Source organism: Nocardia sp. NPDC004260 (genome assembly GCF_053603155.1).
The window spans coordinates 78854-101260 of the sequence record NZ_JBSGEZ010000013.1 but is presented as its reverse complement, the minus strand read 5'-3'; the positions used below and the strand labels follow the sequence as shown (position 1 = coordinate 101260).

General features: G+C 64.6%; 17 protein-coding genes. 12 read left to right on the top strand and 5 right to left on the bottom strand.

All coding sequences use genetic code 11. From position 1 onward, the window contains the following. Positions 1 to 82 precede the first annotated feature (82 nt). Positions 83 to 805 (bottom strand): GntR family transcriptional regulator, encoded by a 723-nt coding sequence (locus tag ACWEO7_RS10480; RefSeq protein ID WP_452422488.1) that lies wholly within the window; start codon positions 803 to 805, stop codon positions 83 to 85. Positions 806 to 992: 187 nt separating this feature from the next. On the opposite strand from ACWEO7_RS10480, the gene ACWEO7_RS10475 reads away from it, so the two are divergent. Then, positions 993 to 2162 carry a serine hydrolase domain-containing protein gene (locus ACWEO7_RS10475; RefSeq protein ID WP_452422486.1) on the top strand — a complete coding sequence of 390 codons (1170 nt, stop codon included), beginning with the start codon at positions 993 to 995 and terminating at the stop codon, positions 2160 to 2162. 30 nt (positions 2163 to 2192) lie between these two features. Then, entirely contained in the window at positions 2193 to 3413 is a 1221-nt protein-coding gene (gene ilvA, locus ACWEO7_RS10470) for a threonine ammonia-lyase (protein ID WP_452422484.1), read from the top strand. Positions 3414 to 3448: 35 nt separating this feature from the next. On the opposite strand, the gene ACWEO7_RS10465 is transcribed toward ilvA, so the two are convergent. Beyond that, complete coding sequence (locus tag ACWEO7_RS10465) at positions 3449 to 3772, bottom strand: DMT family transporter (RefSeq protein ID WP_397279331.1); 324 nt, start codon at positions 3770 to 3772, stop codon at positions 3449 to 3451. Between the two features lie 121 nt (positions 3773 to 3893). On the opposite strand from ACWEO7_RS10465, the gene ACWEO7_RS10460 reads away from it, so the two are divergent. Continuing rightward, complete coding sequence (locus ACWEO7_RS10460; protein WP_452422482.1) at positions 3894 to 5159, top strand: hypothetical protein; 1266 nt, start codon at positions 3894 to 3896, stop codon at positions 5157 to 5159. Between the two features lie 32 nt (positions 5160 to 5191). On the opposite strand, the gene argH is transcribed toward ACWEO7_RS10460, so the two are convergent. Together argH and ACWEO7_RS10450 are read right to left on the bottom strand one after the other, a co-directional pair. Further along, the gene (argH, locus tag ACWEO7_RS10455; protein ID WP_452422481.1) at positions 5192 to 6601 is read right to left on the bottom strand and encodes an argininosuccinate lyase; all 1410 of its coding nucleotides are present in this window, start codon (positions 6599 to 6601) and stop codon (positions 5192 to 5194) included. A gap of 526 nt (positions 6602 to 7127) precedes the next feature. Then, positions 7128 to 8330, bottom strand: a complete 1203-nt coding sequence (locus ACWEO7_RS10450) for an argininosuccinate synthase (protein WP_450024194.1) — start codon at positions 8328 to 8330, stop codon at positions 7128 to 7130. 482 nt (positions 8331 to 8812) lie between these two features. Here ACWEO7_RS10450 and ACWEO7_RS10445 point away from each other — a divergent pair, with 482 nt between their 5' ends. Together ACWEO7_RS10445 and ACWEO7_RS10440 are read left to right on the top strand one after the other, a co-directional pair. Then, complete coding sequence (locus tag ACWEO7_RS10445) at positions 8813 to 9211, top strand: hypothetical protein (RefSeq protein ID WP_452422479.1); 399 nt, start codon at positions 8813 to 8815, stop codon at positions 9209 to 9211. A gap of 307 nt (positions 9212 to 9518) precedes the next feature. Then, on the top strand, positions 9519 to 10547 hold the full coding sequence (locus tag ACWEO7_RS10440) for a hypothetical protein (protein WP_452422477.1): 1029 nt from the start codon (positions 9519 to 9521) through the stop codon (positions 10545 to 10547). On the opposite strand, the gene ACWEO7_RS10435 is transcribed toward ACWEO7_RS10440, so the two are convergent. Next, positions 10479 to 11078, bottom strand: coding sequence for an NUDIX hydrolase (locus tag ACWEO7_RS10435; protein WP_452422475.1), 600 nt, complete (start codon positions 11076 to 11078; stop codon positions 10479 to 10481). The genes ACWEO7_RS10440 and ACWEO7_RS10435 overlap by 69 nt on opposite strands. Positions 11079 to 11271: 193 nt before the next feature. Between ACWEO7_RS10435 and tyrS the strand changes: the two genes are divergently transcribed. From tyrS to ACWEO7_RS10400, 7 genes are all read left to right on the top strand, one after another. Next, positions 11272 to 12591, top strand: coding sequence for a tyrosine--tRNA ligase (gene tyrS / locus ACWEO7_RS10430; protein ID WP_452422473.1), 1320 nt, complete (start codon positions 11272 to 11274; stop codon positions 12589 to 12591). Between the two features lie 880 nt (positions 12592 to 13471). After that, entirely contained in the window at positions 13472 to 15193 is a 1722-nt protein-coding gene (locus tag ACWEO7_RS10425) for a pyridoxal phosphate-dependent decarboxylase family protein (protein ID WP_452422472.1), read from the top strand. Beyond that, on the top strand, positions 15190 to 17112 hold the full coding sequence (locus ACWEO7_RS10420; RefSeq protein WP_452422470.1) for a carbamoyltransferase C-terminal domain-containing protein: 1923 nt from the start codon (positions 15190 to 15192) through the stop codon (positions 17110 to 17112). Before ACWEO7_RS10425 ends, ACWEO7_RS10420 begins: the two co-directional genes overlap by 4 nt. Beyond that, positions 17112 to 18170: a hypothetical protein gene (locus tag ACWEO7_RS10415; RefSeq protein WP_452422468.1), complete on the top strand. Its 1059-nt coding sequence runs from the start codon at positions 17112 to 17114 to the stop codon at positions 18168 to 18170. The genes ACWEO7_RS10420 and ACWEO7_RS10415 overlap by 1 nt, the downstream gene beginning before the upstream one ends. 81 nt (positions 18171 to 18251) lie before the next feature. After that, positions 18252 to 19490: a helix-turn-helix domain-containing protein gene (locus ACWEO7_RS10410; RefSeq protein WP_452422466.1), complete on the top strand. Its 1239-nt coding sequence runs from the start codon at positions 18252 to 18254 to the stop codon at positions 19488 to 19490. Positions 19491 to 19674: 184 nt separating this feature from the next. Further along, on the top strand, positions 19675 to 21183 hold the full coding sequence (locus tag ACWEO7_RS10405; protein WP_452422464.1) for a type I restriction-modification system subunit M: 1509 nt from the start codon (positions 19675 to 19677) through the stop codon (positions 21181 to 21183). Then, positions 21180 to 22403 (top strand): hypothetical protein, encoded by a 1224-nt coding sequence (locus ACWEO7_RS10400; protein ID WP_452422462.1) that lies wholly within the window; start codon positions 21180 to 21182, stop codon positions 22401 to 22403. Before ACWEO7_RS10405 ends, ACWEO7_RS10400 begins: the two co-directional genes overlap by 4 nt. Positions 22404 to 22407: the final 4 nt, after the last annotated feature.

Genomic DNA, 22407 nt, shown 5'->3' with positions numbered 1-22407 from the left:
TTTCCCATCCGAAGGGTGAAACTGTGATCGAAACGACGGTAGGAATCGGCTATTGCCCGTCCATTGCGCGGTTATTGCCCGGCTATTGCGCGGCAGATATATCTTCCGGAGCGAGCAGACCGGTATCGGTGGGCAAGGTCGCGATCACGGACTCCAGCCTGCGATGGTGATGTTCGGCGACGAGCAGCAGGCGCTCGACATCCCGGGCCAGGAACGCGTCCAGCATCAACGCGTGGTCGGTGTGCAGCCGCACTCGGTCGGCCCGGCCGATGTGCACCATCGACTGCACCGGCTCGGTGACGTTCCACGCCGCTTCGAGCATGTGCAGCAGCCGGAACATGCGTGACGGCCTGGTCAGCGCCACATGAAAGGTGCGCGACCCACGGTGGTAGGCGGCCGGGTCGTCGTCGCGAATCGCCTGTTCCAGGGTCTCGTTCACATCCAGCAGCTCGGTGCGATCGGCGGCGGAGTGGTTCATGGCGGCCGCGGCGAGCGAGGCCGTCTCCAAGGTCTGCCGCACGATGTACATCTCGCGCAACTCGGCGGCGGTCAGTTGCGCCACCGTGTATCCCGCGTGCGGCTCGTGGGTGACCAGTCCCTCCCCGATCAGTGTCTTGAGCGCCTCGCGCACCGGAATATGGCTCACGCCGAACAGTTCCGCCACCTCGCGCAGCGGGATGACGGTACGGGGCGGCACCGCCCCGTCGAGGATCACCCGGCGCAGTTCGCCGAGGATGATCTGCGGGCGGCCGGGTGTGTCGACGACCAACCTCGCGAGCAGCGCCGAACGTCGTCTCGGGGGCATGACAACACGCTAGGGGCAGCGTGTTGCGTTCCCGGTCACCCGTGTGACGGTCAGGAAACGTCTTCTCACAGTACCGACCGGTCGCGTGGTGGGTGCGGGTCCCGGCCACCGGTCTCGAGCGAAACGAGACACCTAGCATGGGATTGTTCGCGACGCCGCAGGCGCTGAAAGACAGGCACGGGTTTCGATGACAGTTTCGGCAGGACAATTCGTAGATCGCCGCTTCGCGCGATTGGTGGCGGAGTTCGACCGGCTGTTCCGGCGTCCGTCCGACGGCGGCGGAGCGCTGGCGGTCTACCTGCACGGCGAGCCGGTGGTCGACGTCTGGGCCGGTTACGCGCATCCGGACGTCGCGTGGGCGCACGACACCGTCGCCATGGCGTTCTCGACCGGCAAAGGGATCGCCAGCACGCTGGTGCATCGTCTGGCCGAGCGCGGCCTGATCGACTACGACGAGCCGCTCGCGACCTACTGGCCGGAGTTCGCGGCGGCGGGCAAAGAGCGCATCAGCGTGCGGGCGATGCTGACCCACCGGGCCGGGCTGCACCGGCTGCGCGGGCTGCTGCCCGGACCGGTCGAGCGATTCTTCGACGACGCCGCGGTCACCGCGGCGCTCGCGGCCGCCGCGCCCGATCCGCGGCACCGGGTCACCAGCGGCTATCACGGCATCACCTACGGACACCTCGCCGCGGAGCTGGTGCGCCGGGTGACCGGAGCGGAATTCACCGACGCGCTGCGCACCGAGATCGCGCAACCGCTCGCGGCCGAAGAACTGTGGTTCCGGGTCCCGGCAGCCGAGCGCGGGCGTATCGCCACCAATTTCCCGCGCCTGACGGTCGCGGGCATGAGCTGGGAGCGTGGCTCGCGGATGCTCGCCCGTACCCGCTTCGCGGCCGCCGCCGACACCACCCCCGTGGGTTTCGCCGAGCTGGTGGCCGATCCGCGCCTGCACGACTCGGTGATGCCCGGCCTCAACGGCGTCTTCTCCGCCCGCGCGCTGGCCCGCGTGTACGGCGCGCTCGCCAACGGCGGGCAACTGGACGGGCATCAGCTGCTGCGCCCGGACACCATCGAGCAGATCACCCGGCGGCAGGTGTTCACCCCCGACTACGTGCTGGCCTTCCGTATTCCCTGGGCGCTGGGGTACCACGGCGTGCCGATGAAGCCGTCCAAGGCCGAACCCATCTCGGCTTTCGGCCATTTCGGCCTCGGCGGCTCCGGCGGTTTCGCCGACCCGGCGACCGGGATGTCGCTCGGCTTCGTCACCAATCGCCTGGGCAGCCGGATCACCCCGCTCGGCGACGCGCGCCTGGCGCGCTTGGGGACGCTGGCGCACAACCTCGCCAGAGCCGCCTGATCTCGCCTGCCCGAGTGGCAGCATGGCGCTATGGAGACGGTCGACATGCCGCGGATCGCGGCTGCCGCGCGGCTGCTGGACCCGGTGATCCGGCGTACGCCGCTGCTGGCCTCGCGAGTGTTGTCCGAGCGCGTGGGCGCCGAAGTGTGGCTGAAATGCGAGAATCTGCAGCGCACCGGGTCGTTCAAGCCGCGCGGGGCCTACAACCGAATCGCGAATCTGCCGCAGGAGGTTCGGGAGCGCGGCGTCGTGGCCGCGAGCGCCGGTAACCACGCGCAAGGCGTCGCGTGGTCGGCGGCCTCGCTGGGCATCGCGTCGACGGTGTTCATGCCGGTCGGGGCGTCACTGCCGAAGGTGACGGCGACCAAGGCATACGGTGCGCAAGTCCGCCAGGTGGGCGAGAACATCGACGAGTCGCTGGACGCCGCACTGGATTTCGCCGACCGGTCCGGCGCGACGCTGATCCATCCATTCGACCATCCCGATATCGTGGCCGGTCAGGCCACCGCCGGCGTGGAGATCGCGGAGCAGCTGCCGCAGGTCGGCACGGTGCTCGTGCCCACCGGCGGCGGCGGGCTCTTGGCGGGAGTCGCGGTCGCGCTGGGGCATCTGGCGCCGAACGTCCGCGTCATCGGGGTGCAGGCGGCGGAAGCGGCCGCCTGGCCGGGCTCGCTGGCGGCGGGCCACCCGGTCCGCGTCGAGCGGATGTCGACGATGGCCGACGGCATCGCGGTCGGACAGCCCGGCAAAGTGCCGTTCGACCATGTGGCCCAGCATGTTTCACGAATCGTGACGGTGGACGAGGAAGCGCTGTCGCAGGCGCTGCTGCTGTGCCTGGAACGCGCGAAGCTGATCGTCGAACCCGCGGGCGCCGCGGCGGTCGCCGCTCTGATGAGTATTTCGCCCGAGGAACTCGGCCTGCGGGGGCCGGTCTGCGCGATCCTGTCCGGCGGCAATATCGACCCGTTGCTGCTGACCCGGGTGATAGGTCACGGCCTGAGCGCGGCAGGTCGCTATCTCGCCGTGCGCGTGACGATCTCCGATCGCCCCGGCGCGCTGGGATCGCTGCTGGCGGTGGTGGGCAAGACGGGCGCCAGCGTGGTCGACGTGGCACACTCCCGTACCGGGACGTGGCTGGCCGTGGACGAGGTGGAAGTGGCGCTCACGCTGGAGACACGAGGTTCCGCTCACCGCGACGACGTGCTCACCGCCCTCGGGAACGCGGGATACGGGGTCCACGTATCGGATTGACCCGCGACAACTCGCGGGATGCCTCGCAACCGAAGTCAGTGCGCGCCGCCGAGTTCCAAGGCGAGCACGCCGAGTATCACGAGCCCGATGCCGCCGACCTGCACGAGGGTCAGCCGCTCGTTGAGGAACAGCACGCCGATCAGCGCGATCGCGGCGACGCCGATCGCCGACCAGATGCCGTAAGCCACCCCGATCGGCATCCCTCGCTTCAGCGCCTGGGCGAGGAAGAAGAACGCCGTGCAATAGCCGACGACCACCACGATCGAAGGGACGAGCTTGGTGAATCCATCGGACAGTTTCAGTGAAACGGTCGCGGTCACCTCGGAGGCGATGGCCAAGGCGAGCAGCAACAAGGTCATTTTCGCAGCCTAGTCACAGCCGCGACCCGGCCTCGGCCCCGGCAGCGGTGGGCACCGGCCCTCCCAGTGCCGGGGATTCGCGGACCGGCGACCGTTGCCGACGTGCCGATACGCTCGGCCGATGCGTAGCTCGAACGTTGCGGTAACCGGTTTTCCCTTCGACGAAGTGACCTGCAACGAGTTGCCGTATGCCGAGCGCGACGAGAGGTACCGGCGTCTGCACGAGTGGCCGGAACCGAGTTACGCGCACCGGTCCGGGCTGTGCATGATCTGGAAGTACGACGACGTGCGCGAAGTGCTGGACGCGACGACGCCGGGCATCTCCAACGCGAATTCGCTGGATCCCCTCGTCGGTTACGCGCGCATCGCGGCGACGCCCCGCGCCATCCCGCATTTCGTCCGGCACCTGGTTCCGCCACCCGCGAAGGCGACCGCCAACCTGTCCGACGACCTGCTGCACAAGCGGGTGTGGAATACCATGGCCGGGCCTTCTGGCCATTTCACCATCTCCCCCGCCGATCGGCCCGCCCGGGCCGCCGAGATGGCCGAGCACTTCCACGCGGCGGTGCGGGACGCGGGATTCCGGCCCGGCTCGCCGTTGGACGTGACTGCGTTGTCGATCGGTTATGCCGCCCGGACCGTCGGTGCGGCGGTCGGCTTGCCCGCATCGGACTGGCCGAACGTGGCCGCTTGGAGCGGAGCGCAATCGGGACTGCTCGGCCGGGTGATGCGCGGACGCGAACTGGCCGACGCGGTGAGCGCGCTCGGCTGGCTGTTCACCGTCAGCGGCAGAGCGGTCCGCGCCGGCCGCGGCAGCGAGGCGACCGGGTTCGCCCGCACACTGCGCGACGCCGGGCTGTCCCATCGGATCGCGGTATCCGCCATGGCGAATTCACTGGCCGCAGGAGTGCACACGGTGAGCGGCAGCATTCAGCAAGGCGTTCAGCGACTGCTCGGCGATCCGGACCGGGTCTGGTGGGATCTGCTCGCCGAGCCGAACGGCGGCGCACGGGTCGCGGCGAAGATCCTTCAACTCGATCCGGGACTGGTGGCATGGAAGCGTCAGGCCAGGACGCCGGTCGTACTCTCCAGCGGCACGCGGCTGCCCGCCGGACCCTTGCTCGTGATGTTCGCCGCGGCGAACCGCGACCCGGAGGCGTTTCCCGACTGCCTGGCGCTGGGCCGGACCGGCAAGCTGCCGTTGACCTTCGGGTTCGGCAGGCATGTCTGTCCCGGCAAGAGCATGGCCACGCTGGCGGTCGAGGTGTTTCTCCGGCAGTTGCGCGAGCTGACGCCGGAAGCCGAACCGGTGCCACGGTTCGGCGCGGGTACCCGGCGCCGCAGCGATCTGCTGTTCAGCGGAGCCGACATCACCGTCGTCGGATAGGCCGGGTCGCGGACAGCGGGCGGAGCCCGGGTTCAGTCCAGCCAGGCTCGCGCCGCGGCCGCCGCCTCGCGCACCTCCGCGAGCTGCGCCGCGACCTGGACACCGGCCGTACCGCCCCGGGCGTTGCGAGACGCGATGGAGCCCTGCACGGTGAGCACCTCGCGCACCTTCCCGGTCAGCGCCGGGTCGATCGCGGCGAACTCCTCGTCGGTGAGCTCATCCAAGCCGACGCCGCGGGACTCGGCGGCACGCACGCACGCACCCGCCGCCTCGTGCGCGACCCGGAACGGAACACCCTGACGGACGAGCCATTCGGCGATATCGGTGGCCAGCGTGAAACCCGCGGGCGCGAGTTCGGCCATGCGATCGGTGTGGAAGGTCAGCGTCGAGACCAAGCCCGCGATGGCCGGGAGCAGCAGTTCGAGTTGCGCGACCGAGTCGAAGAGAGGTTCCTTGTCCTCTTGGAGGTCGCGGTTGTAGGCGAGCGGCTGCGCCTTGAGGGTGGCCAGCAGGCCGGTGAGATTGCCGATCAGCCTGCCCGCCTTGCCTCGGGTCAGCTCGGAGACGTCCGGGTTCTTTTTCTGCGGCATGATCGACGAGCCGGTCGACCAGGCGTCGGCCAGCGTGACATAGCCGAATTCCGGTGTGCTCCAGAGGATCACCTCTTCGGCCATCCGGCTCAGGTCGACGCCGATCATGGCAAGCACGAACGCGGCCTCGGCGGCGAAGTCCCGCGCCGAGGTGGCGTCGATCGAGTTGGCGGCGGCCGCGTCGAAATCCAGATCCGCGGCGATGGCCTCCGGGTCGAGTCCCAGGGAGGAGCCCGCCAACGCGCCGGAACCGTAGGGCGACACCGCCGCGCGGCGATCGAAGTCGCGCAGCCGGTCGAGGTCGCGCAGCAGCGGGTGCGCGTGCGCGAGCAGATGATGAGCCAGCAGCACCGGCTGCGCCGCCTGCAAATGGGTCTTACCCGGCATCACCGCGTCCGGATGCGCGGCCGCCTGCTCCACCAGCGCGTCGACCACCGCGAGCACGCCCGCGGCCACCCGGCGCACGCCGTCGCGCAGCCACATCCGGAACAGCGTGGCCACCTGGTCGTTGCGCGAACGCCCCGCCCGCAACCGGCCACCGAGCTCCGTGCCGACCCGCTCGATCAGACCGCGTTCCAGCGCGCCGTGTACGTCCTCATCCGACTCGGCGGGGCCGAACGCGCCGGACGCTACGTCCGCCGCGAGGCGATCCAGCCCGTCGAGCATGCCGGACAGGTCGGTGTCGGAGAGCAGCCCTGCCTTGTGCAGCACACGCGCGTGCGCCTTCGACGCGCGGATGTCGTAAGGGGCCAGCGCCCAGTCGAAGTGCGTCGACTTGCTCAGCGCGGCCATGGCCTCGGCCGGTCCGGAGGCGAATCGCCCGCCCCAGAGCGCACCTTGGTTCGTGCTCATGCTGTTCCGCCTCTCCGCGTCTTCAGGCCGTACCAGTTGGGTGGGTGGTGGGTTTGCGTTCAGGTCTTGCGTTGGGTGTCGGTCGGGTTTTGGGCGTACCCGGTGAGTTACCCATGTTCTTGCGAGATCAGTTGGTGCGTTGATTCGCGAGATCAGTTGTGCGTTGGTTTGTGGGATCAACTGGTGCGCTGACTTGCGACTCAGTCGTTCCGTGGGCTCGGGGAACCAGTTGTTGCGTCGGCGCGGAGGTCGAATCGTTCCTGCTCGACGCAGCTGGGCCGTTCGGTGGTTGCTCGACACCATCTGCCGAGAGCGGCCTCGCGCACCGGGGTGAAGGCGTACGCAGGTTCCTTTCGGGGTGCACTGCTGCCCTGCCAGCACGCTCCGAACGCCGTTCGAGCCTACGGCCTACCTACCCCACCGCCGCCGAAGTCGAGGCGGTGCAGCGCGAATTCTGGTTCGAGGCCACCCTTCGCGGGAGCTGTCGGCGTGCCGGCGCTCGTTGCGGCACCGGCACGCCGAGTGCCTACTTCTGGTTCAGGTCGCGGCGGGCGGCGACCTTGGAGGACAGGCCGTGGATCTGGACGAAGCCCTTGGCCAGGGACTGGTCGAAGGTGTCGCCCTCGTCATAGGTGGCCAGGTTGAAGTCGTAGAGCGACTGCTCCGAGCGGCGGCCGTTGACCACGGCGGAGCCGCCGTGCAGCACCATCCGGATGTCGCCGGAGACGTGCTGCTGGGTGTCCAGGATGAAGGCGTCCAGCGCGCGCTTGAGCGGGGAGAACCACAGGCCGTCGTAGGCCAGCTCGCCCCAGCGCTGCTCGACCTGCCGCTTGTAGCGGCCCAGCTCGCGCTCGATGGTGACGTTCTCCAGGGCCTGGTGCGCGGTGATCAGCGCGATGGCGCCCGGAGCCTCGTAGATCTCGCGGCTCTTGATGCCGACCAGGCGGTCCTCGACCATGTCCAGGCGGCCGACGCCCTGGCGGCCCGCGCGATGGTTCAGCTCGACGATCGCTTCCAGCACGCTGACCTGGCGGCCGTCGATGGCCACCGGAACGCCCTTGTCGAAGGTGACGATGAGTTCGTCGGGAGCCTCGAAGTTGACGGTCGGGTCGGAGGTGTAGTCGTAGACGTCCTTGGTCGGGGCGTTCCACAGGTCCTCGAGGAACCCGGTCTCCACCGCGCGGCCCCAGACGTTCTGGTCGATGGAGAACGGCGACTTCTTGGTGACGTTGATCGGCAGCGCGTTCTCCTCGGCGAAGGCGATGGCCTTCTCCCTGGTCCAGGCGTAGTCGCGAACCGGGGCGATCACGTTCAGGTCGGGCGCGAGCGCGCCGATGCCGACCTCGAAGCGGACCTGGTCGTTGCCCTTGCCGGTGCAGCCGTGCGCGACGGTGCGCGCGCCGTGGAACTTGGCGGCCTCGACCAGGTGCTTGACGATGAGCGGGCGGCTGATCGCGGACACCAGCGGATACTGGCCCATGTACATCGCGTTGGCCTGGATGGTGGGCAGGCAGTACTGGTCGGCGAACTCGTCGCGCGCGTCGACCACGATCGCCTCGACGGCGCCGCAGTCCAGGGCGCGCTGGCGCACCACGTTCATGTCCTCGCCACCCTGGCCGAGGTCGATGGCCACGGCCACCACTTCGGCGCCGGTCTCCTTGCCGATCCAGCTGATCGCGACGGAGGTGTCCAGCCCACCGGAGTAGGCGAGTACGACGCGCTCGGACATGTTCTGTGTGCTCCTCGATGTTCGGTAGGTGTATCAGCAGTATGGCGGGTGTCCGAGCGGTGGGAAGCCCGGCCCCGACGCCTCGAGACCAGCCTGGGCGGGTCCGCGTCGTTCTACAAATGATTATGCACGATGATGCAAGCCCATGCATAATCGGGGTAGCGTCCTCGATCCGCACCGCTCTCGCAAACCCGTCAGGCGTCCCCGCCACACCACCATCGCCAGCAGTGGTGAGGCGGGCGGCGGGAGAGCAACCCTCGCGCCACTGCGCCGGGTCGAAATCGATGTCGTCATCCTCCACGCTCAACCGCTCAACAATGTCCCGGCCGCCCGATTGCAACATCTGATACTCCTCAGTCTGGAGCATCACCACCCACAACGGCCGTCGAATCGGCGTCGGCCGCGGGTGCACGATGTCATGAAACGCCCTCGCTGCGCAGTAGCAAACAGGCTGCTGCCAGATGCACCAAACATTCATCCGGATGGTGCTCGCGGTGGATGTACCGCAGCTGCAAAGCCCGTTCCGGTGTCAGCTCAAGCAGATGGACCTGGCACATGAACTCGGCGAGCACGCCATCGGCTTGGAGGAAAGTTCGATGCTTCACGGGATCCGTCATCAGCCGACCGCCTGGTCTTCGGCACTCTTCAGCAAGTCGGTCTCCGCAGAATTCGACCGGACCGTCTTCGGTGAGGGCACGTCCGCCGACTGCTCAGGCAAGCAAACTTTTCCCGGGCGTTCGGTCGACGCCTGGTGTGCTTCCCGCTCGATCAGGACGTTCAGCTGGTGGATGGCGAGTGAATGCATGGCGGATCTCCTCCGACTCGGGTGGTTCTCGACCGGCAAGGTCGAGGTCGTGGTACCCGGCACCGCGGGCTGGTGAAGCCACCGGTTCGCCGCGTCGTTCGGAGGCCGGTGCGCCGCTGAGCGGCTACGGCGTCAGCCCCATACCGAGCACAGGCCGACCGTAAACGGCATGCTGGACCGTTCAGTGGACCGAATAACCGAAAGCCCTGAAAAAGAGCTGGAACCGTATAAGCTCCGGGGTGAAAATTATTGCTGGACAATAAGTCCGGAAATGCACTGATCTTGCAGACGCGCATTCACAGGGGGTGGATACAATCGACACCAGTGTGCTCAGGTCTGCGCGGCGGGCTCGCGGCTGGTCACAGGCCCGACTGATTTCAGCGTTGCGGGAACAGGCCGAGCGCGACCACGTCCGGCTGATGACAACCACCAGTCTTCGGGTTGCGCTGTCCCGCTGGGAGAACGGTCATGTTGTCCCGGACGAAGTGCACAGTCGCCTGCTATGCCGGGTCCTGGAACTGGACGAAGATGACGTGCCAGCGGTCCGGATTGCACGCGACAGCGCAAGTGACGGGTCCCTGTTCCAACTGTTGACGGAACATACGAACAGCTTGAGGTTGCTGGACCGTCGGCTGGGCGCGCAAGCAGTCCGGATCCAAACAGCCGGCCACGTCGCGGCCTTGGAGACACTGTGGCATGGGTGTGCCGGATCGGACCGGGTGAGTGTTGCCCGCGCGCAGGCCGACACGGCAGCGTTGGCCGCGTGGCAAGACCTCGACGTCGGCGACTACCAGAGTGCGGCGAGGCACTACGCGATGGCAAGACGGGCTGCGTCCCGGGCAGGCGACCCGGTGCTGTGGGCTCATGCAGTAGGTGAGCATGCGGTACTGCTTGCCGAAACCGGTAACGCCACCGCCGCTGTCGATCAGGTCGCCAAGGCGGAGTCGATGCCCATGCTGCCGGTATTGCTGCGCTCGTGGCTGGCGGCAACCCACGCTCAGGTAGCCGCGGCGTTACCGGGTCACTCACCGTCGGTGCGGGCAGCGCTGGCCCGTGCCGAGGCCGACCTGCTCCGTTCGAGCGATGGTGACGGTGAGGCGATGCCGTATCTCGCATTGAACGCGGTTCACCTTCAACGGTGGCAGGGCCACATCCTGGTCAAATCCGGCGACCCGGCTGGAGCCGTTGCGACGCGAGCAGCGTTGAACGAGGTGCCCGGGGAGTTCGTTCGGGCACGCTGCGGGCAGCTACTCGATTTGGCTGAGGCGGGCCTGGGTGGTGGTGAGTTGGGCGAGGCGCGCGAGCTTCTCGACACCGCAGCCGCGACGATCGCTCGGCTCGGCTCAGCCAGGCTCGGGAAGCGTCACGAACTGTTGTCCGGGCGATTGCGTTGTCGGTTGGCCGGGGACTAGCGCTGCGGCCGCGAGCAGGCCGACAGCCGTACCGGTACCCAGCAGCATTCCTTTCGCCAGCAGGCCGGTGGCTTCGGCTAGCGGCATCCAGAGCAATTGGGCGGCTTCTTCGGCATCCGTGGGCGCAGTGACCTGACGGGGATCGTGTCCGAGGTACACCAGGTGGCGGGTTTGCACGAGCCCAGGCATCGGCTCGAGGTCGGCAACCAACGTCAGTGTGTCGACTTCGAACCCTGTTTCTTCCAACAGCTCTCGGTGAGCGCACGTCAGTGCGTCTTCGCCCGGATCGACAATTCCGCCGGGTGATTCCAGGCCGATCGTGTCGACGATCCATCGGTGACGGCGCATCAGGAGGGCGCGGTGGTGTTCATCGACCGCGATGACTGTCGCGACCGTGTTCAACCGGATGGCGTGATGGGTCCGGTGGAGTCCGTCGGGGGTAATGATCTCGTTGCGGGTCACTTCAAGCCAGGGGTTTCCGTCGTAGACGGTCCACTCCCGGTGAACGGTGGTGCGCGGCGGTTCGATCATGGATTCACGGTAGCGGGGGCCTCGAGCTACGGGGTGCTACCTTTCGTTACTGGCTGATCCCTGGGAACGTGAGCGGAGACGGGTGATCATTACACTCATGTCGACGTGGCAGCCGTTTCCAATGGATTGGTTGTGAGGTTGTCGAACCAGCAATTCGCCCGGCCGTATCAATGTCGTGGGCAACGAGTCACGGATGCCCGCACCCGCCGGGCCGGCTACTGAGAGGACTTTCGCAGTCGTGACCCAGACCCGGGCCAATGCCCTTGACGAGCTCTCCTGGCGCGGGCTTGTCGCGCTGTCCACCGATGAGGATGCGCTGCGCGCCTCCCTGGCGGCCGGCCCGGTCACCTACTATTGCGGGTTCGATCCGACGGCACCGAGCTTGCACATCGGCAATCTGGTGCAGCTGTTGACGATGCGCCGCTTGCAGGACTTCGGGCACAAACCGATCGCGCTAATGGGCGGGGCGACCGGGCTGATCGGTGATCCGCGTATGTCGGGTGAACGGGTGCTGAACGACCACCACACCGTGGCGGCCTGGGTGGACCGAATTCGCGACCAAGTCGCGCGGTTCTTGTCTTTCGATGGCGACAACGCCGCCGTGGTCGTGAACAACCTGGACTGGACCTCACCGATGTCAGCCATCAATTTCCTTCGCGATGTCGGCAAACACTTCCGGGTGAACCGGATGCTGGCGAAGGAAGCGGTATCGGCGCGACTCGAGAGCGAGGCCGGGATCAGTTTCACCGAGTTCTCCTACCAGCTTCTCCAGGGCATGGACTTTTACCAGCTCTACCGCCGATACGGATGCACATTGCAGACTGGTGGATCTGACCAGTGGGGCAACCTCACCGCCGGCGCTGACCTCACCCACCGCGTCGAAGGCACAAGCCTGCACGTCTTGGCCACGCCGCTGATCACCAAGGCCGACGGCACTAAGTTCGGCAAGACCGAAGGCGGCGCGATCTGGCTCGACCCGGAGATGACCTCGCCGTACGCGTTCTACCAGTTCTGGCTCAACGCCGAGGACGCCAAGGTTGCTGACTATCTCAAGATCTTCACCTTCCGCAGCCGGGACGAGATCGCGGTGCTCGAGGAGGCCACCCGGGACCGGCCCGATCGACGGGAGGCCCAGCGGGCGCTCGCCGAGGACGTCACCACCCTGGTCCACGGTGAGGGCACGATGCAGCGGGTGCGTGCGGCCAGCCAGGCGCTGTTCGGCAGTGGAGACCTGGCCGCGCTCGATGCGTCGACACTGGGTGATGCGGTGCGTGAACTGCCCTCGGCGTCGATTTCGAGCGGGACACACAGCGTCGTCGATCTCTTCGCCGCGACGGGGTTGGTCGCGAGCAAGTCCGCGGCCCGTCGTGCCGTGAGCGAGGGCGGCGCCTACGTCAACAACCTCAAGGTCGATACCACCGAGGCGGTGGTGGATGCTACGGACTTGCTGCACGATCGCTGGATCTTGCTGCGGTGGGGGCGCAAATCGCTCGCCGTCGTGGAAGTCGGCTGACACAATCCGGCGCGGATCGTGACTCGGCCCGATCCTCACCCCCACACTTCCATCGCCGGGCAAAACGGACCGTCAGACGGTTGGAATCCGATCGACCAGAAGGACGGCTGATGGGTCAGCGGCTGATCATTCTGGACCTCGATGGCACCTGCTATCCCAGCGACAGTGCGCTGACCCGGATCATCGACACCCGCACGACCGAATTCCTCACGTGGCATGCCGGTTTGACCCCGAGGCAACTTACCGAGATGGAAGAGCGGACACCTTCGATCCTTGAGGCACTCGCTCTGCTCGGCCTTCCCCGCCAGCAGTGGGCGAGCACGACATATCGGGCAATACCGTATCGACAACTTCTCCGTCCAGATCCTCGGTTGATACGCGCTCTGTCACGCGTGGCCGCGCGCCCGAGTAGTAGTGACCATGGCCCCGGAACAGCATGCGATCGCCGTCCTAGAAACGCTAGGGCTCACCGGTGTGGTCGACGACGCTCTCTCGGTGTTCGAAACTGGCTATACGGACAAGCGAGTTATCTACCGGAGCCTGGTCGAGACGTACGGCGCGTCCACGACAACTGTGCTCGGGGACAACGTGGCCCTCGATCTAGAACCGGCTGCCGCGCTGGGATGCGGGTGCGCGCACATCCACCCCCGACCCCACCACGGACCGTTCCCCGTCTATCGCGATCTGCTTCAGGCTCTATCGACACAGCAATAAGTTCTGTACTCCAACAGCATTCGCTGTATCGCGTTTCTATGGTGCTACGTCTTGCTACGTTCCCGCGGTCCTCGCGCTCCCCGATCCTCAGAGTATGACTAGGGCAACCACACGCAAACCCTTGAACTCGTTGCCGCACAATGTCTCCCTTGCAGAGGGACGAGAGATGAACACATCTCTACTCGACCTCTTCCAGCACCCCGCCCGATCCGACCTCGCCGACATGCACCGCTGTCTGCGCCTGCTGGAGGATCTCGTCAGCCGCTACACCGATCCGGCGGACCCCCGAATGAGACGTGAGGACCTGCGGTCATTCGGACAGATGCTCGAACACGAGTCACTCCCGCACGAATCCAGTGCACCGGAGACCGTGCTGGCCGAGCTGGCGCCCTATTTCCAAGGCATGCTGCGCTGGAACCACCCCGGGACCATGATCAATGTGACCCCGCCACCGACACTGCCGTCGGTGGCGGCTGCGGCATACGTGTCTGCGCTGAACCCCAACGGTGCGCAGGACATGTCCAGCGGCTTGCTGCTCGGCACCGAGCTCGCTGTGGTGAAGATGCTTTCCCAGCTGGCAGGGATCGACGTCGACAGGTCGGGTGGAGTCTTCACCTTCGGTGGCAAGAGCACCAACATGCATGCGATCAAGCACGGTATCCAGCGGGCGCAGCCGCAGGCTCGCCGTGAGGGCATCACCACCCCAGTGCGGGTGGCGTCTTCGACCCAAGGTCACCCCTGTCACGAGGAGGCGTGCGGGTGGCTGGGCATCGGCGAAATTAGTTGCCTGCGCGTACCGACCCGAGCCGACGGTGTCATGGACCTGTATGCACTGGAGGAGACGATCCGGCGCAGCGTCCGCGCGGGCGAGCAGATCGTGACGATCTTCGCCAACGGCGGCACCACAATTCAGATGCTTGTCGACCCCATCGGTGAGATCGTCGCCCTGCGTGACCACCTTGTCGAAGACCTCAACCTCGACTACGTGCCTCGCGTACACGTGGACTCGGTTGTCGGGTGGGTGTGGCTGTTCTTCCGTGACTATGACTTCCAGGCCAACCCCATGGGGTTCCCGCCAGCGACGCTGGCCCGTATCCGCACACAGGCCGCCCGAATCGCCGAGGTCCACCTCGCAGATTCCTTCGGCGTCGACTTCCATAAGACCGGATTCGCCTCGTACACATCGAGCATTTACATGGTCGCCGACAGGGCCGAGATTCACCAGCAGGGTGGAATCACCGACGCCGACCACCCGATCGGCGGCGGTGGCCGTAAGGGACTGCCGTACCAAGACCTTCGGTTCGGTCACCATTCGCCGTTCCAGTACACCCTCGAACTCAGCCGTTCGATGGCCGGGCCGGTGCAGGCCTACGTCAATTTAAAGATGCTCGGCGTCACCGGCTACCAACGCCTCATCGGCGGTCTGCTCGTGTCCTCGCAGCGGTTCGCCGACGAGCTCACTGCGCTGAGAAGGTTCGAAGTTCTCAGCGACGCCGACTGCCAGGGCTTCGCCGTGCTGTTTGTCGCCAAACCGGCTACGGATACGCCGTCGCTATTCGACCACGCGTGGACCCGAGCCGGTCTGGAATCCATGGCGCGCTACAACTACCGCTTCTACCGGTATCTGTTCGAACAACAAGCTCTGGGGCGCTGTCCGATTGCCTGTGACTACTCCTCCGGTTATCACAAGCTGGTCGGCGGCGCGAAGATCGGGGTCCACAAGTCCTACCCCATGTCGCCGTTCTACGACGAGAAGACCGCCATCACCTTCGCCCGCACACTCGGCGAACTACTCGACGAATTCGACCGCCAATCCGCAGATCACACACCTGCGACCGGACCGCATGAGGCCCGGCCGCTGATCTTCCGACCGGGATCGCTGACATGATCGACGGCCTCTACCTCTCCACATTCTTCGACATAGGTGCCCTGAAGAACCTCCTCGACATCCGCCTGCGCCACGATCACGGCGTCGCGTTGTGGGAGCTCGACTGCGGCACCCTCAGGCTCCGCCGCTACTGGGAGTTCGAGCGAATCAGTGGCATCAAGCAGCACAGCCGCGCCCTCTACGACCAGACCCAGGCGCGCCGACTTCTTCAGAATCTCCTGGCCGAGGAAGGAGCCAGCCTGCGCGACGTGGTCGAGGTCTGGGGCACGCCCGGGATCGAAACCAGCACCGACTACCAGCGCACCTTCGGCGGCGCCTATGCATTTCACGGCATGGCCCACCTCATGACCGCCCTCTTCTGCCAGAACGAGGCACCATTCACCGAACCGATCGTGGCCATGTCGCTGGACGCCGGTCCCGACTGCTTGTTCGAACCCGACGCCTACAACCGCCACTACTACCCGGGCTGCGTCATCGACGACCGCGGCCTGCGAATGTTCCCCTGCGAATCGCCGGGTCGGTTGTGGTCCTACGCCAGCAAGAAGTACGGGCTGCGCGAAGGAACGCTGATGGCACTCGCCTCAGCATGTGACGATGACACCGAACTGGATCTGACCGCGTTCGATCGGCAGCCCCTCCTCGATCTGTCGGCACGGCGCGCCGCAGCCGACATCGTCGACACCATCGACGCTCATGTAGGCGGCACCCTACCGGTCGTCCGCGGCGCCGCGACACCGGCCGCTGAATCCCTAACTTCACTCGAACACCATGTCAGTGCCGTTATGAAGATCATCGCGAGACTGTCGCTGCGCGTCGTCCGCCGCAACCTGAACCTCGCTGAAACCGAGTACGGCGCCGATCTGGCCACTTCCCGGATGGCGTTGGCCGGAGGGTTTGCTCTCAACTGTCCGACGAACTCGCAACTGTTGCAGGATTTCGGGTTCACCGGCTTCCAGATCCCACCGTGTACCAGTGACAGTGGCATCGCACTGGGAACTGGGCTGGCTGCGTTCTATCCCCATCTGAGCAGTGGCGAGATCACCACTGAATTCGACAGCGCCTACCACGGTCAAGGCCCCGGCGACATCGCCGCCGAACTCGAGCTGGTGTCGGACCTGGTCAAGGACGTGAAGACAGTATCGGCGAACGATGTCGCGGAACTCTTGACCAGAGAAGGGATCGTCGCCTGGGTCAACGGCTCGGCCGAGATCGGCCCCAGAGCACTGGGAAACCGCTCCTTGCTGGCCGACCCGCGATCGCTCGAAATCAAGGATCGGCTCAACCACATCAAGCAGCGGCAGTGGTGGCGCCCTGTGGCACCACTAATTCTCGACGACGACGGCCACGACTACTTCCGCGACTACCGGCACTCGCCATACATGCTGCTCAACTTCCAAGCCACCGCCCGTGCGCGAGCTGTGGTCCCCGGAGTCCTACACCTCGACCACAGCGCCCGCGCGCAATCGGTCAGACCCAGCACCAACCGCGACCTCGCAGAACTGCTTCACGCCTTCAAAAGGCGTACCGGGGTCCCAATTCTGGGAAATACCTCCCTTAACGATGCCGGCGAACCCATCATCAACCGGCTCTCGGAGGCGGTCCACTTCGCCGCAGGCAAAGGGATTCGGTCACTAATCGTTAACGCAACAACCCTGATCAGCCTGCGCGACAACACGACACACTACCCAGGGCCCCGCCCGCGCCAGCGGCAGTTCTTCGAGCCACCTGCCGGGACAGGCATCGACGCAGTTATCCGGAGCCTCAACCCGCATGACCTCGACTGGCGCGAACTCACCTACTTCTACGACAACCCGGCGCTTTTCGCCGCCACAGACATCCGGAACGCGAATGACGCGAAGCACGTCCGGAACTGCACCGAGGCGTACCTGCTCGCAAATCCCGGCGCATTGGACCGCTGATGACCACGATCCCCAACGAAGTCCTCGAAGCCCACCTGCGCCACTACGCTGCCTTCGCGGAAGCCGACCGCACCCGCATCCTGGCCGCCGTCATCAAGAACTACGGCCGCAGCGTCGACCACTCCGACCTCGATCGCGACACACAGTGGCGGGCAGCTGTCCAGGATCTCACCACAAGCCCGCTCACCGCCGGACTCGTCGAGTCCACCGCACGGCTGCTGTCCAACCGTGCTACCGGCCCGCGGCCGAAATTCAGGTCGCAGTCGCTGCTGGCCGACATCGGCGCCGCGGTACAGCATGTACCGTTGTCAGCCGGGCATCAATTGGGCCTTGCCCTCGACATGCACGAGCAAGGCTTCGCTCCGGTACTGACCTACGCCTTCAACCAGTGGGTCACTGCAGGCGTCGAAGCGAAGACCGTGGGACGGCGCCTCGCTGAACTCACCGTAATGGGCCTCTACCGCCTCGCCGAGGCGCATGAAGCAACCACCGATGCGGCTCTGCTCGGCTCTGGCTCTGCAGCAGACGTGATCCGAACTGGCTCACGGGTCCGTAAACACCCCCGGAACTATGCAGCCCGTGAGGTGCTGTTCCCGCTCGAGTTCGCCAACTACCGCCTCCTCGCCCAGACCCGTCTCCATGACCGCATCCCCGCCAATGCCGACTTCCAACGGACGACGAAAACGCTGTGCCATGACTACGTACCAGGAAGAGACGGGGAAGCGATTCTCAAATCCGGATTCCTGCCGAATCAGCAACAACGGATTGACTTGAGGCGCTTGCACTCGGCCCTTCTACGAGAACTACTCGAACACGGTCTTGTTCTCGATCTTCATCCCGGAAACTTCGTCTGGGATGCCGATGGCGATCGATGGGTGCTGATCGACATCGGGCCGATCCCGTTCATCGGATCCGATGAGTACTTCACCGAAGATTTCAGCGCCTACTACACCAACACCTGGCTGAACCGCCTGACCAGGGAACGCGCCGAACCGATTCGATCGATCGACTACGACATCGGGTTCCCGATGGATGCCACGGCGAAAGCATCGCATTGAGCGAGGTAACTGAGGCACCCACAATCGAAACCGCACGATCTTGCAGACGCACACTAACAAGGAACTGACAGCGGAATGCACATGACGACTGGCGAGGTCATCCGCCGTATACGAAAGTCGCTCGGCATGACCCAATCCGAATTGGGAGCCGTTCTGGGCTATACCCAGCCCACCATTTCCCAGCTCGAACGCGGCGGGACAGCCGTGCACGATGTGCGAGTATTACGCCGAGTAGCCAAGGCACTTCACGTCCCGCTTGCCATACTGGTAGTGGAGTCAGACGAGGAGGCGGATGTGAACCGTCGCAACTTCCTACGAGCCAGCGCCCTCGGTGCCGGAGCCGGCGTAACGACCCGCGCGACGGCACACGCAGTTGCCACAGCGTCATCGACCGCCAGCATCCGTGTGGGTGCCGCCGATGTCGCTGAAATTACAGCCGGTATCAACCAAATTCATGAGCTGGACCTGATGGTAGGAGGCGACCGCCTACGCCGGGTAGCGGCCAACGAAGTGCGCTACGTCGGACAACTCTTGGATAACGGCGCCTACACCGAAGACATCGGGCGGGCCCTGGCCAGCGCCGCTGCTGAGATGATGACCGCTGCGGGCTGGGTCCACTATGACGCAGGACGGCCGAAGGATGCGCGTCGCTACTATGCGCAAGCAGCGCAGACTGCGACCGCCGCAGGCGATGGCATTGCGGCGGCGCACGCTCTGCTGAACGCGAGCCTGCTCAGCTTCCAGGGTGGCTTCTCGCCCTCGAAGCCGTCGAAAGATGGGCGTCCCCGGGACGGGGTCAACCTCGCCGACGCCGCGCAAACCTCAGCCCGCCGCGAGGGCGGACCGAAGTTGCGTGCATTGGGGGCGATCTACGAAGCAGGAGCCCACAGCGCCATGGGCGACAGCAGCAAGATGGTGAAGGCGATCAGTCGTGCCCATCGTGCGTACGAGTCGGGTCGCGGTCATGACCCGGAATGGGTATACCTCCCACCGGCGGCGCTGACCGGGATGACCGGTTGGGCGTACATGCGGGTTGGCGACCACCACACGGCAACCACGTACTTTGAGGCGGCAATCGAAGGCACGAACGCGTGGCCTCGGGAGAATATCGGCTGGCGCGTCAAACTGGCCGAGAATTTCATCCAGGCCGGAGAGATCGCTGAAGGTTGCCGGATTCTTATCGACCACTTCCATCGGATCAACAACTTGGCCTCCACCCGGCTTCAGTCCACCCTCTATGGCATCGTGGAAGACATCCGCCCACACACTGGGGTACCGGAGGTACGCGAGTTTCTGGCGAAGCGGGCAGAAGCGGTGTAGACCAGTCGCAGTTGGCGGAGATCTCCGAGCAAGCCCAGGGTCAGACCGCTCGCCTCATCGATCTTTCGCCGTGCCTGTGGCTCGGTGGTCATGCGTGGCTGCTCCCGAGCAGACCGCCGCACGCTGCGCGACGGAACCCTCGGTCTCTGCAACCTGTCGGCGCCCTCCGATATAACCTCATCCCATGATCACAGGGGAACTGCGGAGCAAGATCGACCAGCTGTGGAACGCGTTTTGGTCGGGTGGCATCTCGAATCCGCTGGAGGTGATCGAGCAGATCACATACCTGATGTTCCTCAAGCGTCTCGATGACCTACAGATCGCCAAGGAGCGCAAGGCCAACCGCAGCGGGCGGCCGATCGAGAATCCGATCTACGATGCCGACACCGAGCCGCTGCGCTGGTCGAAGTTCCGCGAGCTCGGGCCGGATCAGCTGCTGCGGACTGTCCGCGACGACGTGTTTCCCTGGTTGCGGTTGCTCGGCGGGGAAGAGTCGACCTACGGCGAGCACATGAAGGATGCCCGGTTCACCATCCCGACGGCGAGCCTGCTCACCAAGGCCGTCGACATGCTCGATGAACTGCCGCTGAGCGAGGGCGGCGATGTCAAGGGCGACCTGTACGAGTACATGCTGTCCAAGATCGCCACCGCGGGCCACAACGGACAGTTCCGTACCCCGCGCCACATCATCGACCTGATGGTCGCGATGATGGCACCTGGTCCGAACGACGAGATCTGCGACCCGGCGTGCGGCACCGCAGGCTTCCTCGTCGGCGCAGCCGAATATATCCGGAACACCCACCGCGAAGCACTGCTCGAGTCCGCGCAGCAGGATCATTTCCACCGCAGCATGTTCCACGGTTTCGACTTCGACTCCACCATGCTGCGCATCGCCAGCATGAACATGCTCATGCACCAAATCGAGCACCCTGATATTCGCTATCGCGACTCTCTCGCCGAGTCCGTTGCCGGAGAAGCAGGTCGCTATACGATTATCCTCGCCAATCCGCCCTTCGCTGGCAGCCTTGACTACGAGACCACTGCCAAAGATCTTCTCCAAGTGGTCAAGACGAAAAAGACTGAGCTGCTGTTTCTCACCTTGTTTCTGCGCCTGCTCAAGGCGGGCGGGCGGGCGGCGGTGATCGTGCCCGATGGGGTGCTGTTCGGATCGACCAAAGCGCACAAGGACTTGCGCAAGCTTCTTGTGGAAGAGCACGGCCTGGACGCCGTGGTCAAACTGCCTTCCGGGGTGTTCAAGCCGTACGCTGGGGTGTCCACGGCTATCCTGTTTTTCACCAAGGACGACGAGACTGATCACGTGTGGTTCTACGACGTTACCTCCGACGGGTTCAGCCTTGACGACAAACGCACCCCACTGCTAGGCGACGAAAAATTGGGGGTCAAAGCAACTCTCAACGCCAACGAGTACGCCAAAAACAACCTCCCCGATGTGCTCGCCCGCTGGTCGCGGAGAACCACTAGCGAACGCGACCGAACCCGGACTGAGCAGAGCTTCTGTGTGCCAAAGGCCGAGATCGCGGCTCAGGATTATGACCTGAGCCTGAACCGATACAAAGAGATAGTTCACCAGGAAGTGGAGCATCGGCCACCGCTGGAGATCATCGAAGAGTTGGAGTCCGTCGAGGCAGATATTCAGCAAGGAATGTCGGACCTCAAGGGGATGCTCGCATGAGTCAACCACGAAAGGTGCATTTAGCCGAGGTAGTTAAAGAGGCAAAGCCCGGTTTCGCATGCGGTGAAGAACAACCCGACGGTGTGTTTCAGATTCGCATGAACAACGTCACCCGAGACGGTCGACTCGACACGACTAAGAAAAGACTCGTCCCCCCGGACCATAAAGGTATTCCTGGAGCTCTCCTGCGAGAAGGAGATGTGCTGTTCAATGCAACCAACAGCCCTGATCTCGTGGGGAAGACCGTCAGAGTCAGCAACCTGAGCGAGCCCACAGTATTCAGCAATCACTTCCTTCGCCTTCGGGCTGACACTTCAAAACTCGATCCAAGCTATTTAGCACGCTGGCTGAATTCAGAATTCCAACGCGGCACATATAAAGCGATGTGTCGACAATGGGTGAATCAAGCGACCCTGGGTAGAGAAGCCTTACTTGGGACCACAATCCCACTGCTTCATCTATCCGAGCAGCGGCAGGTTGCGGAGGTGCTGGATCGGGTGGATGCACTGCGGGAGAAGCGGCGCAAGTCCATCGCCCTACTCGACGACCTCGCCGAATCCATTTTCCTCGACATGTTCGGCGATACCGAGTCGAACTCAAACCGGTTCCCGATCCGACAATTCAAAGACCTAGTTAGAGAACCCGCCCGAAACGGCATCTCACCTTCGAAAAATGGCAAAGTGTTAGCCAGAGTTCTGACGTTGTCCGCCGTTACAGGGAAAAGATTTGATCCAGACGCCGTAAAGGTATCCACCTTCATAGGCACTCCACCAGAGCGTCAATCTGTTTGCGACGATGATTTTCTCGTATGCCGCGGCAACGGTAATATCTCCCTCGTCGGCCGAGGATCCTTTCCCGGTTACAATATGCGGGATACAGCGTTTCCGGACACCATCATTGCTTCGAGAATGGATTTAGATTCCATCAATAAATACTATCTTGAGCACGTTTGGAAACAGTCAGCAATCCGCCGACAGATCGAATCTAAGGCACGCACAACTAATGGCACGTTTAAGATCAACCAAACCGCACTTGAGTCCATACAGATTCCGGTGGCACCTATTTCGGAGCAGACTAGATTCGGCTGCCGGATGAAAATCATTGAACTGCAGGCTGAGTCGCATCTGCTTCATCTTGCCCACCTCGACAGCCTCTTCGCCTCCATCCAATCCCGCGCCTTCCGCGGCGAACTCTGGCAAGATGACCTGAAAGATCTCTGAGGGG

Excerpts from the sequence above, each read along its gene's own strand:
- ACWEO7_RS10480 (WP_452422488.1), bottom strand. The coding sequence starts at position 805 with ATGCCCCCGAGACGACGTTCGGCGCTGCTCGCGAGGTTGGTCGTCGAC.
- ACWEO7_RS10475 (WP_452422486.1), top strand. The coding sequence starts at position 993 with ATGACAGTTTCGGCAGGACAATTCGTAGATCGCCGCTTCGCGCGATTG.
- ilvA (WP_452422484.1), top strand. The coding sequence starts at position 2,193 with ATGGAGACGGTCGACATGCCGCGGATCGCGGCTGCCGCGCGGCTGCTG.
- ACWEO7_RS10465 (WP_397279331.1), bottom strand. The coding sequence starts at position 3,772 with ATGACCTTGTTGCTGCTCGCCTTGGCCATCGCCTCCGAGGTGACCGCG.
- ACWEO7_RS10460 (WP_452422482.1), top strand. The coding sequence starts at position 3,894 with ATGCGTAGCTCGAACGTTGCGGTAACCGGTTTTCCCTTCGACGAAGTG.
- argH (WP_452422481.1), bottom strand. The coding sequence starts at position 6,601 with ATGAGCACGAACCAAGGTGCGCTCTGGGGCGGGCGATTCGCCTCCGGA.
- ACWEO7_RS10450 (WP_450024194.1), bottom strand. The coding sequence starts at position 8,330 with ATGTCCGAGCGCGTCGTACTCGCCTACTCCGGTGGGCTGGACACCTCC.
- ACWEO7_RS10445 (WP_452422479.1), top strand. The coding sequence starts at position 8,813 with ATGGTGCTCGCGGTGGATGTACCGCAGCTGCAAAGCCCGTTCCGGTGT.
- ACWEO7_RS10435 (WP_452422475.1), bottom strand. The coding sequence starts at position 11,078 with ATGATCGAACCGCCGCGCACCACCGTTCACCGGGAGTGGACCGTCTAC.
- tyrS (WP_452422473.1), top strand. The coding sequence starts at position 11,272 with ATGCCCGCACCCGCCGGGCCGGCTACTGAGAGGACTTTCGCAGTCGTG.
- ACWEO7_RS10425 (WP_452422472.1), top strand. The coding sequence starts at position 13,472 with ATGAACACATCTCTACTCGACCTCTTCCAGCACCCCGCCCGATCCGAC.
- ACWEO7_RS10420 (WP_452422470.1), top strand. The coding sequence starts at position 15,190 with ATGATCGACGGCCTCTACCTCTCCACATTCTTCGACATAGGTGCCCTG.
- ACWEO7_RS10415 (WP_452422468.1), top strand. The coding sequence starts at position 17,112 with ATGACCACGATCCCCAACGAAGTCCTCGAAGCCCACCTGCGCCACTAC.
- ACWEO7_RS10410 (WP_452422466.1), top strand. The coding sequence starts at position 18,252 with ATGACGACTGGCGAGGTCATCCGCCGTATACGAAAGTCGCTCGGCATG.
- ACWEO7_RS10405 (WP_452422464.1), top strand. The coding sequence starts at position 19,675 with ATGATCACAGGGGAACTGCGGAGCAAGATCGACCAGCTGTGGAACGCG.
- ACWEO7_RS10400 (WP_452422462.1), top strand. The coding sequence starts at position 21,180 with ATGAGTCAACCACGAAAGGTGCATTTAGCCGAGGTAGTTAAAGAGGCA.